Source organism: Neptuniibacter sp. QD37_6 (assembly GCF_047778085.1).
Taxonomy (GTDB): domain Bacteria; phylum Pseudomonadota; class Gammaproteobacteria; order Pseudomonadales; family Balneatricaceae; genus Neptuniibacter.
In genome coordinates this window covers 1,281,154-1,296,334 of sequence record NZ_CP180550.1, presented here as the reverse complement: position 1 = coordinate 1,296,334, position 15,181 = coordinate 1,281,154, and the positions used below count along the sequence as shown (strand labels likewise).

15 protein-coding genes are annotated in these 15,181 nt (G+C 43.0%); 11 read left to right on the top strand and 4 right to left on the bottom strand.

All coding sequences use genetic code 11. The features are described from left to right. The first annotated feature begins 37 nt into the window (after positions 1-37). Positions 38-484 carry a pseudoazurin gene (locus ACMXYO_RS05970; RefSeq protein ID WP_415887633.1) on the top strand — a complete coding sequence of 149 codons (447 nt, stop codon included), beginning with the start codon at positions 38-40 and terminating at the stop codon, positions 482-484. A gap of 44 nt (positions 485-528) precedes the next feature. Here the strand turns inward: ACMXYO_RS05970 and ACMXYO_RS05965 are convergent, their stop codons facing one another. Next, positions 529-1,170 (bottom strand): rhodanese-like domain-containing protein, encoded by a 642-nt coding sequence (locus ACMXYO_RS05965; RefSeq protein WP_415887632.1) that lies wholly within the window; start codon positions 1,168-1,170, stop codon positions 529-531. An 89-nt stretch (positions 1,171-1,259) separates the two neighbouring features. Continuing rightward, complete coding sequence (locus tag ACMXYO_RS05960; protein ID WP_415887631.1) at positions 1,260-1,769, bottom strand: DUF3087 family protein; 510 nt, start codon at positions 1,767-1,769, stop codon at positions 1,260-1,262. Positions 1,770-1,902: 133 nt separating this feature from the next. Between ACMXYO_RS05960 and queE the strand changes: the two genes are divergently transcribed. From queE to ACMXYO_RS05920, 8 genes are all read left to right on the top strand, one after another. Next, on the top strand, positions 1,903-2,535 hold the full coding sequence (queE, locus tag ACMXYO_RS05955; protein WP_415887630.1) for a 7-carboxy-7-deazaguanine synthase: 633 nt from the start codon (positions 1,903-1,905) through the stop codon (positions 2,533-2,535). Between the two features lie 633 nt (positions 2,536-3,168). Continuing rightward, complete coding sequence (locus tag ACMXYO_RS05950; protein ID WP_415887629.1) at positions 3,169-4,341, top strand: cation diffusion facilitator family transporter; 1,173 nt, start codon at positions 3,169-3,171, stop codon at positions 4,339-4,341. Continuing rightward, positions 4,338-4,955, top strand: a complete 618-nt coding sequence (locus ACMXYO_RS05945; protein ID WP_415887628.1) for a YigZ family protein — start codon at positions 4,338-4,340, stop codon at positions 4,953-4,955. The genes ACMXYO_RS05950 and ACMXYO_RS05945 overlap by 4 nt, the downstream gene beginning before the upstream one ends. A gap of 401 nt (positions 4,956-5,356) precedes the next feature. After that, positions 5,357-6,385 carry a GGDEF domain-containing protein gene (locus ACMXYO_RS05940; protein ID WP_415887627.1) on the top strand — a complete coding sequence of 343 codons (1,029 nt, stop codon included), beginning with the start codon at positions 5,357-5,359 and terminating at the stop codon, positions 6,383-6,385. A 381-nt stretch (positions 6,386-6,766) separates the two neighbouring features. Further along, entirely contained in the window at positions 6,767-7,534 is a 768-nt protein-coding gene (gene modA, locus ACMXYO_RS05935) for a molybdate ABC transporter substrate-binding protein (protein ID WP_415887626.1), read from the top strand. A 3-nt stretch (positions 7,535-7,537) separates the two neighbouring features. Next, on the top strand, positions 7,538-8,236 hold the full coding sequence (gene modB / locus ACMXYO_RS05930) for a molybdate ABC transporter permease subunit (RefSeq protein WP_415887625.1): 699 nt from the start codon (positions 7,538-7,540) through the stop codon (positions 8,234-8,236). After that, positions 8,229-9,314 carry a molybdenum ABC transporter ATP-binding protein ModC gene (gene modC / locus ACMXYO_RS05925; protein WP_415887624.1) on the top strand — a complete coding sequence of 362 codons (1,086 nt, stop codon included), beginning with the start codon at positions 8,229-8,231 and terminating at the stop codon, positions 9,312-9,314. Before modB ends, modC begins: the two co-directional genes overlap by 8 nt. An 81-nt stretch (positions 9,315-9,395) precedes the next feature. Then, positions 9,396-10,859 (top strand): HD domain-containing phosphohydrolase, encoded by a 1,464-nt coding sequence (locus ACMXYO_RS05920; protein WP_415887623.1) that lies wholly within the window; start codon positions 9,396-9,398, stop codon positions 10,857-10,859. Between the two features lie 13 nt (positions 10,860-10,872). Here the strand turns inward: ACMXYO_RS05920 and ACMXYO_RS05915 are convergent, their stop codons facing one another. Both ACMXYO_RS05915 and ACMXYO_RS05910 read right to left on the bottom strand, forming a co-directional pair. Next, positions 10,873-11,958: a DUF1835 domain-containing protein gene (locus tag ACMXYO_RS05915; RefSeq protein WP_415887622.1), complete on the bottom strand. Its 1,086-nt coding sequence runs from the start codon at positions 11,956-11,958 to the stop codon at positions 10,873-10,875. 72 nt (positions 11,959-12,030) lie between these two features. Beyond that, positions 12,031-12,564, bottom strand: a complete 534-nt coding sequence (locus tag ACMXYO_RS05910) for a DinB family protein (protein ID WP_415887621.1) — start codon at positions 12,562-12,564, stop codon at positions 12,031-12,033. A gap of 104 nt (positions 12,565-12,668) precedes the next feature. On the opposite strand from ACMXYO_RS05910, the gene ACMXYO_RS05905 reads away from it, so the two are divergent. Together ACMXYO_RS05905 and chrA are read left to right on the top strand one after the other, a co-directional pair. Beyond that, positions 12,669-13,940, top strand: a complete 1,272-nt coding sequence (locus tag ACMXYO_RS05905) for a glycosyltransferase family 4 protein (RefSeq protein WP_415887620.1) — start codon at positions 12,669-12,671, stop codon at positions 13,938-13,940. A 58-nt stretch (positions 13,941-13,998) separates the two neighbouring features. Continuing rightward, positions 13,999-15,165 (top strand): chromate efflux transporter, encoded by a 1,167-nt coding sequence (gene chrA, locus ACMXYO_RS05900; protein ID WP_415887619.1) that lies wholly within the window; start codon positions 13,999-14,001, stop codon positions 15,163-15,165. Positions 15,166-15,181: the final 16 nt, after the last annotated feature.

Below are 15,181 nucleotides of genomic sequence, written 5' to 3'. Positions count from 1 at the left end.
TTATTATTTGCATTATCAAAGCAAGGAATACATAACGATGAATATTAAAACTCTAAGTGCGGGCCTAGCCTTTGCAATTTGCGCAAATTTTGCTGGCGCGGCTGATCATACAGTCATGATGAAAAACTCAGGTCCTGACGGCTCTATGGTTTTTGAGCCTGCCATTTTAAATGTAGAAGTAGGTGATACCGTTACATTCCAACCAACAGATCCAGGTCACAATTCTGAATCAATCAGCAACCTAATTCCTGCTGGCTCTACAGGCTGGAAAGGAAAAATGATGAAAGAAGTTTCTTTCACAGTGGATAAAGAAGGGGTGTACGTATACAAATGCCGCCCACACGCAATGATGGCAATGGTCGGTGTTGTTGTAGCGGGTAAACCAACAAACTTAGAAGAAGTTAAAACCAACGCGGCTGAACTAAGCGCCACGTTCGTAATGAATAAAGATCGCTTAACGAATTACCTAAACCAAATAAAATAAGCACTTTATTTTCAGATAGTAGGGAGATCCAATAACACTCCCTACTATTCCGAATGATAATCCCCCACCGTAGTAAGCCCTAAGCTAGTCCAAGCCTGCATGCCTCCTCGATAGTAATTCAACTTATCTTCAGGGTAATCTAGCTCCAACAACGCCCAGATAAAGGTAGGTGTCTGTCCGCACCAATAACCGTTACAAAACGCAGCAATTGTTTTTGCCTGACTAAAATCCCAAACACCATCTTTGTTGATTGCTCCCAACTCTTCCAACGTATCCGAAAGAGTTTCAGGATCTTTTAACAGCGTGTATGGAATATTGGTGCTGCCCGGTATCGTCAATCGGTAATGCCAGCCCTCAGTCCGAGTATCAACAATTAAAATAGAGCTATCTGTTTGAGCTTGTTGTAGATACTCAATAAATTCTCTCTCGCCAATGGTCTCCACTTCATAAGGTTCGAATGGAAACATTGGCTGCGGTGTACCACTGGAAGTCGTGATATACAGCTCATGGATAGTATTATCAGGATTTTGATTACGCTTAATCTCAATAGACTCCTTTTCATGTTCAACCACAAAGGAGAAAAGTTCGGGTGTGATCATCACCCTATTACTCTGTTCAGCAGCGAGATACGGCGAAATCAATAAAATCATCCACACCGTAATAGATTGCTTAAATCGACTAAGCATCGTAAAACCTCAACTCTTATAGATCAGATACAAAAAAGGAGCCTTAAGCTCCTTAGTAATATCAATTTATTGCAGAAATAAACAGCGTGCTATTTCATATCCAACAGCATATCTATCGAATATTTAGACGCATCAGCATCTAAAGAAAGCTTCTCGCATTCAACCAAAAACTTATTTTCACGCTCTTTACTATCGCTGTAACCAAACTCGTTACCATCTAAGCTTTGCAGTTGCAGAGTAGCTTTATGATAGAAAGCTAGGACAATCGCTGCCGTAGCATCACCTCCTTTCAGACGCTCTTCCCAACGATGGCGATGGTTTTGAATCTTAAGCGCCTGTTTCTTCAGGTTCCAGCCGTACCGAAGCTCATCAAAATACGGTTTTTTAGCCACTTGGGTAAAGATAATAATGGAGATAGCTAAACCAATTAGCACCCCAGTTAGGTTCACCATCATATTCTCGCCTTCAGCATCACCATAGTAATGACGTAATACGGCACTCAACCCTAAACCTATTACAGCAAAAATCAGACTAAAAACGATACCTACCTTGCGCTGCTTTTGCTTATAAACAACTTTATCAATTTCTCTAAGTTCCACGAATGTACCCTATTACACTAGTTAACCTGTAGATTACCTTACAGGCGTAATATGAACCGAATTAACTTGCAGTCAAAATCTGCCAGTGTAGACTTATCGCCTCGATTTTAAAGGCCCTTTCTACCACAATCTGATGTATTCCGTAAAAGAGATTTTCTATAGCTTGCAAGGTGAAGGTGCGCAAAGTGGACGCGCATCAATTTTTTGTCGTTTTTCTGGCTGTAATCTCTGGTCAGGGCGCGAGCAAGACCGTGAAAAAGCTATCTGCGATTTTTGCGATACTGATTTTATTGGTACCGATGGACAAAACGGAGGAAAGTTCGCTACCGCAGCTGAACTGTGCCAATTTCTAAAAAGCTTCTGGCCAGATCAGAACAACGAGAAGCCGTACATCATCTTCACCGGTGGTGAACCTGCGCTGCAACTCGATCAAACCTTGGTGGAGGAGTGCCACACAAATGGTTTTGAAGTTGCCATCGAAACGAATGGTACGAAGCCACTACCCGATAATATCGATTGGATCTGTGTGAGCCCTAAAGCCGATGCCGAAGTAATTATCACCCAAGGTGATGAGCTTAAATTGGTTTACCCGCAACCTTTAGCGCAACCGGACCAGTTCGAACAACTTAGTTTCGCGCACTTCTATCTACAGCCGATGGACGGTCCTGCACGTTCAATCTACACAAAAGAAGTGATCGACTATTGCTTAGCCCATCCCCAATGGAAGCTCAGCTTACAGAACCATAAAGTGCTAGGCATCGACTAACCCCCTAGCACTGCCCTTTACACAGCTGGTCAGAGCTTACTTCTTAATGTTGGCCAGCCCCATTCAATCCTATACACTCCACTCCAAATCCAACACTTTAGACTAAGGTCTACATATTTTTATCAGCATAAAATAACGACTTTTAGTATGGAAAAACCTGGCCCCCTTAAAATATAGGGCCTTACAAAGGCTACTCACATTAGCTGTGGATAACTTTGTGAATTAAGACTTTAAAACGTCATGAAACGCCCATAAATCAAGGCAACCCAATAAACTGATCATTTTTTAATCAGCATATTTTTAATCCTTAAAATTCAATATGTTATATAAGTCAACACAGGAATATTAAATTTCAATATTGTTTTTTGCACCCATATAGTGCGGCTGTTTATCCCACAGTGAACAACATTTTTCTGGAATAAAACGGAACATCTGCTACAGCCTAGTAATAACGGTAACCATCAAGGAAAATTCAAACAAGACAATTGCACCAAATTTGGACTTAACAAGATCAATGGCAATGTAAAAAATATTGCCTGAATCAAATCAACTTGTTCAAGATTGAGCATATTTTTTAACCTCTAACCTGCTAGGCTTTACAAGGATGATCTCAAGCGAGTTACGATCAACGTTATGCAACGAACAGAACAGGAAATTAAAGCAGCAAACACAGTGACCTGGGTCGGCGCTGCAGTGAACGCCGTACTTGGATTGTTTAAGGTTCTTTTTGGGGCTCTATTTCATTCAACCGCCTTAGTCGCAGACGGCATCCATTCTCTATCTGACCTCATCACGGATGTTATGGTCGTATTGATATTAAAAGTATCAGCCAAAGGACCTGATGAAGATCATCCATGGGGCCATGGACACTTTGAAGCATTTGGTACTGTTATCCTTGGCAGTATCCTGATTGCTGTCGCGGGCGCAATGGCTTACGACAGTACATTAAACCTAATTGAAGCCTCTGAACTGCTACTGCCCGAATGGCCAGTTCTGGTAATCGCGGCACTATCCATAGCTGCTAAAGAGTGGATCTATCGTTATACATTGCAGATAGGTAAACGGATAGATTCAGCTCTCTTGATTGCTAATGCATGGCATAGCCGAACTGACGCACTCTCATCGATAGTCGTATTTATTGGTGTTGCTGGTGCTATGGCTGGTTTTATTTGGTTAGATGCTGTCGCGGCACTGATTGTCGCAATTATGGTCGCTAAGATCGGTTGGGATTTAAGTTGGAGCAATCTACAACAACTACTTAGCACATCCATTCCAAAAGAAGATATCGATCGTTATAAAGAACAAATTCTATCAATAGAAGGCATTATAAATGTCCACAGTTTTAAAACCCGTACCATGGGCAATAAGCATGTCATGGAACTTCATATTCAAGTTGCGCCTCATCTCAGCGCCTCTGAAGGACATTACATCGGAAACAAAGCCTGTCAGCGTCTACAGGACAATCAGGAGATTGGACATATTATCTTCCACATCGATACCTATGATGACGAAGATCTCGATATTGCACCACCAGAAACGAAACTACCGTCAAGGCGCGACGTAACTCAATCTATCGATCAATATTTTTCATCGATATTCCCAAAAGCAGTGCCATATCAACTCTCTCTTTATTATTATGGCCGCCATATTGATATAGAAATATTATTAAGCCTTGAACAGCTCCAGCTTTTACGTCAAAACGGCCACGATGAAGCAACGCTTATATCTGGACTTAAAGCAGTATTAAACCAAACACCGACTCCATGGCTTGGAACAATCTACCTAGCAGGCGGCATTAAGCAATGACAGAGTTTTACCCTCAAAATCCCTACATCAGTCATGAAATTGAGATTAAACACAGCCGCTTTATTACTCATGTCGCTCACACACCCAATCTAGAGAGTGCTCGAAACTTTATTGCCGAGATACAACAACAACACCCTAAAGCAAACCATAACTGCTGGGCATATATCGCTGGTACCCGTAGTTACCTTCAGTGCTGGAACAGCAGTGATGATGGCGAACCCAAAGGTACGGCTGGTAAACCTATGTTGAATGTTCTTGAACACAGTGATCTATGTGAAATCACCGTCGTGGTAACGCGATATTTTGGAGGGATAAAGCTTGGTGCCGGTGGACTTGTTAGGGTTTATAGCCAAGCAGTACAAGAAGCTCTCAAAGTATTACCAATAGAGGAACGCATCCCTCTATTTCCTTTCGACCTATATCTTCCCCATAGCCTTGTAGGTGATATTGAGCAATTATTAAAACAAGATCAGATCAATATTCTTGATCGTCAATGGAGTGAAGAGCTACATATTCAGGGGGAAGCAAGCGCTACGGCATTAGATCAACTTAAACAACAGCTGACCTCGTTTAAACATCTAACTCGTTATAAAGACTCTGATACACGCTGGTAAATATATTTGTACAAGACACATTTAAATTTTCCTTTAATTTATCAATTAGATGAGAAGTAATTTCTTGCATTTTCAACTAAGATGCTTCCCGAAGAGAATTGTACAAATTAAAAAGCTAAAAATTCCCGAACACCTGATTACATGGGCACTTCCAACTAACTACCAACTTAAATAAATTAAAAATCACAGCAGAATTTCTTGAAGATTTATTGAGCTATGCCGATACTACTTTCAAAGAAATTAGGCATCAGTAAAGGATTTTTTCCTCCTCAGCGGTTCCCAAATTCAAACAGTTGTTTTACAGTTACTGAGTTGCCGATCAAGATATGAATTGTACTGATTATCATTTACAATTCTCATGTAGTAGCGTTCGTTCAACCAAATAAAGCGATAGGGGAAGTATGAAGTTCGCTGAAAATAACAATCAAGCTGCCGAGTACCTTCGTCAGGCAGTGCCATTAATGGTTAAGCATAATATACCGCCTAACCCGCTTAATTATGCTCTGTGGTATACGTACGTTAGTGATCGTGTACCAGAGTTAAATGTGCAACTTGATAAGACCCTAACGACATACGGAACCTGTCCTACCATGCTTAGTGAACAACTGTTCCGCGAGCATATGATCAAAGATGAGATTAATGGGGCTGATGACGTACAGGCCAGTCTAATCGGCCTCATTAATGACCTTCATGAACATGCAGGTAACGCAGCCGAGAAAACTGAGGATTTCAGTAATGTTCTTGAGGAGAGCTTAGAAGCACTTCACCAAAACGAAGACGGTGAATCTAGTCTGCCAATTGAATCAATCATTCATGCACTTTCAGACCACACCAAATCGGTCAGTGAAACTGCCCGCCTATTTCAAGAAAGAATGAATGAAGCTCAAGCGGAAATTCAATCTCTAAAAGAAGAACTTAACAAAACCCGTCAAGATGCTAGGGTCGATCCTCTAACCAATCTATTTAATCGTCGCGCTTTTGATGCTGAGATTAGTCAACTAGCCGGCGTTAATGATCCTAATTTAATTGCCTCGTTTGTTCTTGTCGATATAGATCACTTTAAGCGCTTTAACGACACTTATGGTCACCTTATGGGTGATAAAGTGTTGCAATATGTTGGTAAGCTATTAAAAGAAGTTTGCCCAGAGCCAATGTTGCCAGTTCGCTTTGGCGGCGAAGAATTTGCAGTTTTAATGCCGCAAACAGATAAAGAAGCGGCGGCTGAATTAGCTGAGCAGGTACGTCAAAAAATTCAAGCAATCCGAATCAAGCAAAAGAAGTCTGGTGATATTATCAGCTCTATCACTGCATCATTTGGCGTTTCACAATTTACTATTGGTGAATCCTCTGAGCAGTTAATTGAACGTACTGACAAAGCACTTTATCAAGCAAAAGATGGCGGCCGTAACCAGGTTGTTATCTCCTCGTAAGATTTGAATACACCTCATTCGCTGGAAAAAGGAAAGTAGGGGCTACGCTGTGGCTCCGAACCCCCAGCCCATTTATTAACTGCTAATTCTTCTTTCTCCATTTCGATTCGCTAAGTTTTAGGCTTATCTCAAGCAATTCCCATTCAAAAGTCAAAATCAATGAAAATGCAAAACTATTTTACTTCATTTCAATATCATAAAAGGAACAATCAAAATTTAATATCTACTATAGCTAAGCACATTTAGATTCCACAAAAATAAATTATTACAACTCAGCTGGTTTTATCCGTTTTAATTAGCCACCTGCGCTTTATCTCAGCCCCGCAGTTGTATAGCATATTCCACATATTCCTAAGCTTGGTTAGTCTTGGATACACCTTAATGAAGTCTAAGATTTTATTTTTCTTATCTTGTTTTTACTTCACCTCAGTTCAAGCAGAAGACAGAATTCACATATTTGCAGCCACCTCTTTAACAGCACCCCTAGAAGAACTGTCCGCCAAGTTCAGAGATAAACACCAGCACTCCCCCTCTCTGACCCTTGCCTCTTCCTCGGTACTGGCTCGACAAATCACCCAAAGCGCTCCTGCTCATCTCTATATTGCAGCGAATCAACGCTGGATGGATTATGTTGAACAACAAGGAGCTATCAGGCCAAACACACGGCGAGCTCTAATCAGCAATCGGCTGGTTATCGTTGGTAACAAAGATCATATAATTGCTCCGTTCAAATTTTCCGAAGCAATCAAAATTGATCAAGTAATTAATCAACGCTCTCGCATTGCAATTGGCGACACCAATCACGTTCCTGTTGGCATCTATGCGAAGGAGGCTTTGCAATCTGCCAACCTATGGCATGAGTGGAAAAGCTATTTTGCTCCAACCAACAGCGCACGATCGGCATTGGCCCTAACTGAGCGAGGCGAAACCCCAATGGGTATCCACTACAAAACCGATATTCTAGACAAGCCTCAGCTCAACATACTCAGTGAGATCCCAGAATCAATGCACAGCCCAATCATCTATGAAGTTGCTAAAATTGAGGGTAAAGAAAATGCTAGTACCTCATTATTTTATGAATTTCTATTTAGCGAAGAGGCAAGCAACGTTTTTAAACGCTATGGTTTCAAAACGTTGCAAGAAAAGTAATCCATGTTCATAACAGAATACGAGTGGGCCGCACTATTATTGAGTTTAAAAGTATCACTCACATCCGTTCTGTTTAGCCTACCTGTCGCCATTGGCGTAGCTTGGATACTCGCGCGAAAAACATTTCCGGGTAAGACCTTATTAGATGGCATTGTTCATCTGCCTTTAGTCCTCCCACCTGTTGTCATTGGTTATCTGTTATTGATTGGTTTTGGACGCCAAGGCTGGCTCGGTAAGCCACTTTATGAACTTACAGGACTTAGTTTTAGCTTTAGTTGGCAAGGTGCAGCACTAGCCGCAGCAGTGGTAGCCTTCCCGCTAATGGTGAGAGCTATTAGGCAAGGTTTCGAAGCGGTTAACCCAAAACTTGAGTATGCTGCCAGAACCTTAGGCTCTTCACCGACAAAAGTGTTTTTTACCATCACCCTGCCCTTAACACTGCCCGGCATATTAACTGGGATAATTTTGGGCTTTGCACGATCCTTAGGTGAGTTCGGTGCCACCATTACTTTTGTATCCAATATCCCTGAGATCACGCGTACGATCCCGCTCGCAATGTACTCCTTTATTGAAACGCCAGGTGCGGAAGTCCAAGCGGCTCGATTATGCGCCATAGCTATATTCATTGCTCTCGCTTCCCTCTTAGCTTCTGAATGGCTAACACGAAAAGCCAAGCAGAAACTTGGAGGTACACATGCTTAAAGTTGCGCTAGACACCCAATTGGGTGATCTCAAAATGGAATGTGACTTTGAACTACCCCACAGTGGTGTCACAGTGATCTTTGGGCGTTCGGGTGCAGGAAAAACGAGTCTGATCAATTATATTTCAGGTTTAATAAAACCTCATAAAGGCCGCATTTCATTAAATGGCCGTGACCTAACCAATACCGAAACTAAACGCTTCTTACCGCCGGAGAAACGTAGTATCGGCTATGTGTTCCAAGAAGCACTGCTCTTTCCACACTACAGTGTTCAGGGAAATCTCCTTTACGGTTCAGATTACACGCCGGAAGATGAAAAATTCCAGAGTGTTGTAGAAATGTTAGATATTCAAGCACTGCTACACCGTTTGCCTAACACCCTGTCTGGCGGTGAGAAACAACGAGTGGCAATTGGGCGAGCACTGCTTTCTGACCCTAGCTTGTTATTAATGGATGAACCTTTAGCCTCACTGGATCTTCCTCGAAAAAAAGAGCTATTACCCTATCTAGCGAAGCTAGCAACAGAGGTCGAGTTACCCATTTTGTATGTGACCCATAGCCTCGAGGAAATTATCCAACTAGCGGACTATCTCGTTTTATTAGACCGAGGAAAGATTCTTCAATTTGGTAACGTCGAAGAGGTGTGGTCCTCCGAACAGATGCGGCCTTGGCTATCTGGTGACACAAGAAGCTCGTTGTTCAATGCCAAGCTTGATCATCATCACCCTAAATACCCGATGTCCTGCCTAAATATATCCCATAGTACTCAATTGTGGATGAGAGCTTTAGACATGCCTCCAGGCACGCCTTTACGAGTAAGAATTAAAGCTAACGATGTCTCTTTATCAAAAGAGCAGCCACAACAAACCAGTATTCGTAATATATTACCCGCCACAATCATGCAGATAGATGAAGAATCATCTCATCAAATTGAGGTAGTTTTGAATATTGGGGGTTGTAAGCTGTGGTCACATATAACGTGTTGGGCTTTAACGGAACTTAATCTCCAAGTTGGGGACAAAGTATATGCTCAAATCAAAGGTATTAGTGTAACCCAAGAAGATTGGTCTGGACTGTGATAGATTAATTTTTAACGAACACTCAATATTGCGAACTAATGTTAATTTTATTGTCTTCTTAATTTCGTGTTTAATGGACTAATGACTACAACAAAGCGCACCATAATTCACTACTTGATCGCAATGACGCTGTTCTCTATCTACGGCGTTCAAGTCTGTCCATTCTTAGATTCTCTTACCTCTGCGCAGTTGCTATTACCCATCTTAGTCACCTTTATTATTCAAGGCAGCCTTAGGTACCTGCTTGAAGGTCAAATTCAAAAACAACCGCTTAAAACCAAGGTAAGCTTCCAGTTCAAAGTCGATCTAGGTTTATTTGTCGGCTGCTCTATACTACTAGGCCTATTCAATACACTGATATATGAGTTCCCATTAGAAAGCGCAGGTAAAGTGCTAGTCGGCATGGGAGTGCTTGGTTATATGATCTCTTGTGATCTCGCCCTATTCAAAGAGCACCAACTCGCCCAATGCTTACAAGCTCAAAAAGAACATTTGGAGCCAGACGGTTCTCCTTATCCGCTCACTAAAAAATTCACTTGGTTTGCAACGATCTGCGCTATCTCAGTAATCGGTGTTGTGTTCTTAGTAATCAATAAAGATTTGGAGTGGCTGATCCACACGGGCGACAGCATTCCACTAGAAACTTCACAGCGCTACATTTTGACTGAGATCGTCTTTGTCGTAGGTGTCATGATGGCTTACATCTTAACTATCATTATGGGCTATGCCCGTAATCTTAAATTCTTTATTCAAGCCGAAAACAGCACCCTCGAACAGGTCTCCCTTGGCGAGCTAAATACAGAAGTACCGGTCACTACCAATGATGAATTTGGTTTGATGGCACAGCACACCAATCAGATGATCAGTTCACTGGCGCAACGTACAAAAGAGCTAAACATTACCCGTGATGCAAGTATCTTAGGTTTAGCTAGCTTGGCAGAAACCCGTGACAACGAAACAGGTGGGCATATTCTACGTACGCAAAACTATGTGCGCGCTTTAGCCATTAAGCTACGCCAAAATCCTAAGCACACTGATTATCTAACGTCAGAAACAATCGAACTTCTATACAAGTCAGCACCACTACACGATGTTGGTAAAGTCGGTATTCCAGATAGTATTCTGTTGAAACCAGGTAAGCTGACAGACGAAGAGTTCGACATTATGAAGCAACACCCACAAATTGGTGCAGATGCTTTAGAGGTCGCCGAGAACCAGCTTGGAAGTAACTCTTTCTTAAGAATTGCCCGTGAAATTAGCTTAACACATCACGAAAAGTGGGACGGTAGAGGTTACCCGAATGGTCTACAAGGTGAAGAGATTCCTCTATCTGGTCGTTTAATGGCGGTAGCTGATGTCTATGATGCCCTCATCTCTAAACGCGTCTACAAACCTGCATTCAGTCACGAAAAGGCTAGAGATATTATCGTTGAAGGTAAAGACAATCACTTTGATCCAGAAGTGGTCGAAGCCTTCTTAGCCTTAGAAACCGAGTTTAAAGAGATTGCCGCTCAATACAGCGATGAGAATACCGTTGCCGCATAAGCTATAAATAAGCTTATGCGTGTAACGAAAACTGCTTATGCTGTTGATCCCATAACCAAAGGTTGTCATCTGTAATCTCGACGCCACCACGCCAAAACGAATAGTGATTTCCTTCCTGCCAGTGACGCATCCCTTGAAGTGCCTCAGCTCCTGCTGCAGTTAGGGAATACACCGCCGGCTCACCATCGGTCACACTCACGTAGGGTTGATCAGCTTCTATCAAGCAATCCAACTCATGTTTGACCGACAAGTCTCCCATAAAAGGATCCACTTCTAATCGCTGTAAATGATGGAAAATTCGCTGGAAAGTCGCCGGGCCTGACAGTATTTCGTAATAACGACTTTGCGCTGTCACACCTTCTGGTAGTCTGCCATGCTGTTCCAGCAAAGCTAGATGTACTTCCAATGCGGGCAGCTCATCCGGCGCTTTTAAAAGCGTCAGAAGAAGATAAGTCTGAGTTAAAGTTAAACCCGTTTCTAAAGCCGGAAATTCACAGCAAAAGCGTCTTAATGCCTTTTGCATATAGGGCCAACCTTTTACCGGTTCAGATGCATAGTCAGCTAATCGCTCAGGGCTAGCAGCCGTTAAAGCAGACCATATATCAGTAGCTAACTTGAGTTGCTCTCCAGTGAGTGACTCTCGCTGTGGATAGAGGCCAACCAACATATCCGGGGTGAGGTTACCTAAGCCATGAAAGAAAGGAACTGCAGGATGATCATCAATACAAATTATGGACAGCTTCGGTAATTGATCGAACTGTGAATAGAGATGCTGACAAACATCTAACAACTGCAGTTGATCATACAAATCGTGTTCGAACCAAAAAACGATTTCATCAAATTCTGCAGCACGCGCTAAGACCTCATCGCGCTCGGTAAAGTCTTTTGTGACAAGCGTTTTTGGATCATCAATATCCAAGTCACTGTTATATAACAGTTTAGTCAAAAAACTGATCCGCGCTTCACGATTTAACGCCGGCTCGCTTAAAACGGGGCCATCATGCAACAAGTCCCGCCAACATAGTACTTCGCCATCAATGCCTTCTGCTTCCTGCAGCATATCCCCGGCGCAATCGCCATTTGTGATATGTAACTTCACTCTCGACTCCTTGAATGATTAATCAGAACTCCCCAGACTGATCTACAGCATAAGCGATTTTTGCCTTTAACGTTAGGCTTCTGGGATAACCGCTAATAGATCAGTCACAGCTAGATCAATGCCCTTTTGGCTTAGCATCGTACTCACCTGCCCACGGTGATGGGTCTGATGATTAAAGAAGTGCTGCATCAAATAACCAAAACGCTTTTCAAATTTATTCCCCTGCATATTGCAGTAAACCAAGGAGTGGTTCAGATCATACACTTCAATTTCATCGCACAACTCAACAATGGCGCGGTCCAACAAATAACGTGCATCACGCAGTTCTTCAAAATCGGAATAAACTACCGTGCTTAGTTTGGCTGGAGGTTCCATCGCTCTTACTTCTTCTAAACTTTTGTAAGCTGATGGATGATCGGCAAAACGTTTTAACCAGATAATATCACCCACTAAGATATGGTTAAGCGTCGCTAAAATAGACCCAAAAAACGCTCCCTGATCTTTACTTACTTCTCTGTCGTCAAGCTCACTAGTGGCTTCGTAAATGCTTTCATTCATCCATTGGTTATAGCGAGCCATCAGCTCAAACTGGTCTTTCAGTGTCATAGTTCCTCCTTAGAATCCATCCATTTAAACAGCAAAAGATGACAACTTATAGAAACCTTACCAATAAAAGGTAGAATGCTGGTTTTTCTTTTCAGGTTAATCTTATGCTTAACGTTCTAGTGATCGGCTATGTCTGGCCAGAACCCAATTCTTCTGCTGCCGGAACGCATATGCTGTCACTGTTACGCCTGTACAAACAGCAAGGCTGGGAAGTCACCTTTGCCAGCCCAGCACAAACTACAGAGCACATGATCAACCTAGATGATGAAGGCATTGCTCACTGTAATATCCAACTTAACAGTGACTGCTTTGATCAGTTCGTCAGTGACCTTAATCCTGATATCGTGATGTTCGACCGTTTTATGATGGAAGAGCAGTTTGGCTGGCGAGTAGAAAAGAACTGTCCGAATGCCCTGCGCATTTTGGATACTGAAGATCTGCAATGTCTGCGTAATGCCCGTCATCAAGCCGTTAAGCAAAACCGTGAAATAACGCTAACGGATCTATACTCAGACTTAGCCAAACGAGAGATCGCTGCAATCTATCGTTCAGATCTTTCGCTCATCATCTCAGACTACGAAACAGAGCTATTAAAAGAGCAGTTCTCGGTACCAGAACGACAGTTCCATCATCTGCCTTTTATGCTCAATCTGGATAAGCTTCCAGAGCAAGTACCAAGCTTTGAAGAGCGCGCTCACTTTATGATGATCGGTAACTTTCGTCATGCGCCTAATTGGGATTCTGTGCTGGAGATGCAAAGGCTGTGGCCGCAGATACGCCAGCGCCTAAAAGAACGCGGCGAAACCGATGCTGAGCTACATATCTGGGGATCTTACCCACCACCTAAAGCCACAGCACTCAATAACCCTAAGACCGGTTTCCTTATCAAAGGCTGGGCAGAAGATGCCTACGATACATTTCAGTCAGCCCGCGTTTGCCTAGCCCCGCTACGTTTTGGCGCTGGTATAAAAGGTAAGTTACTGGATGCGATGGTCTGCGGTACGCCAAGCATAACGACGTCTATAGGTAGTGAAGGAATGCTGTCTGATCCTAGCCAATGGCCGGGAAGCATTGCTGACAACGATGACGCCTTTATCGAAGCTGCAGTAGAGCTATATCTAGATCAGCAAGCATGGCTACGCGCTCAGCAAAATAATAAAGCACTGCTAAAAGATAGGTACGATGGTAACCAAACAGGGCCAGCTCTGATTTCACGTATCAAAGCGCTGCTGGAAAACCTAGAACAACATCGTCTACAAAACTTCACTGGGGCCATGCTGAATCACCACAGCCTTAAAAGCACCCAATATATGTCCCAATGGATCACGGCTAAAAATAAGCTGGAAAGCACGCTAGAAAATCAAGAAAAGTCATAAGACTGTCACAGTTCTACTTTACTCTGCTAAGATTTTTTAGATGAGAACAGGACAGAACATGGACAAGGTTTGGGAAGTCTTTTGGCGATTCCTACTCTTAGGCTGCACCAGCTTTGGCGGCCCTGCTGCACATATTGGCTACTTTCAAAAAACCTTTGTACAAGAGAAGAAATGGATCGATCAGGATTCCTACGCAAGGCTAGTTGCCCTTAGTCAATTTCTACCGGGACCTGGTTCAAGCCAAGTGGGTTTTGCATTGGGCCTAAGACAAGCGGGCCTTTATGGCGGTATTGCTGCATTCCTCGGCTTTACACTGCCCTCTTTCCTCATTCTCTATCTACTTGCCACAACCGATACACAAAATAGCGGTAGCTTTCTGACAGGTGCCGTTCATGGCCTCAAGCTGTTAGCCGTTGTCGTCGTTGCTGATGCTACGCTGAGCATGCAACGCAATTTCTGCAAAGATAACCGATCACTCAGTTTTGCTATCTTTACCGCTGTGGCTCTTCTAATAGCTCCGTCATTGTGGACACAAATGGCCGTACTGCTTATTGCTGCCGCTGTAGGCATCTATCTTAAAAAGGCGGAACCGACTCCAACTAATAAAGATCCAGAAGCAGCTATTGAACATACTGAACAACCGGCGACACTGCCGTTAATCATCTTCGGCTTACTGTTTATTTTGATGCCTCTATTCGCCCTCGTTTCTGACTGGGCAGCACTCTTTAATGCGTTTTACCAAGCAGGCAGCTTAGTGTTTGGTGGCGGCCATGTAGTCCTTCCACTTCTACAACAAACCCTTGGCGAAGCGGTGGATCCAGACCGTTTTGTCGTCGGTTATGCTGCAGCTCAAGCTATCCCAGGCCCGATGTTCACCCTCGCAACTTTCCTTGGTGCAGATATGCAAAGCAATGCAGCGCTGATAGGAGCTATCGTTGCAACACTCGCTGTTTTCCTACCGGGCTTCTTACTGGTATTGAGCCTTCAAGGTGCTTGGGAGTCATTAGCGGCAAAACCTAAAATTGCGGGTGCCGTTTGGGGAATCAATGCAGCGGTTGTGGGTTTGCTGCTTTCGGCTCTATACCAGCCGGTTTTTATCACTAGTGTAACCTCCGGATTAGATATGGCATTGGTTATTATCGGCTTCTTTACCCTACAGAAATTTAAGCCGCCAATCTTGGCGCTTGTGGCAGGGTTTGCAATCGCTGGATGGGCTTTCTTCTAACTAGCTTCTTTTTAAA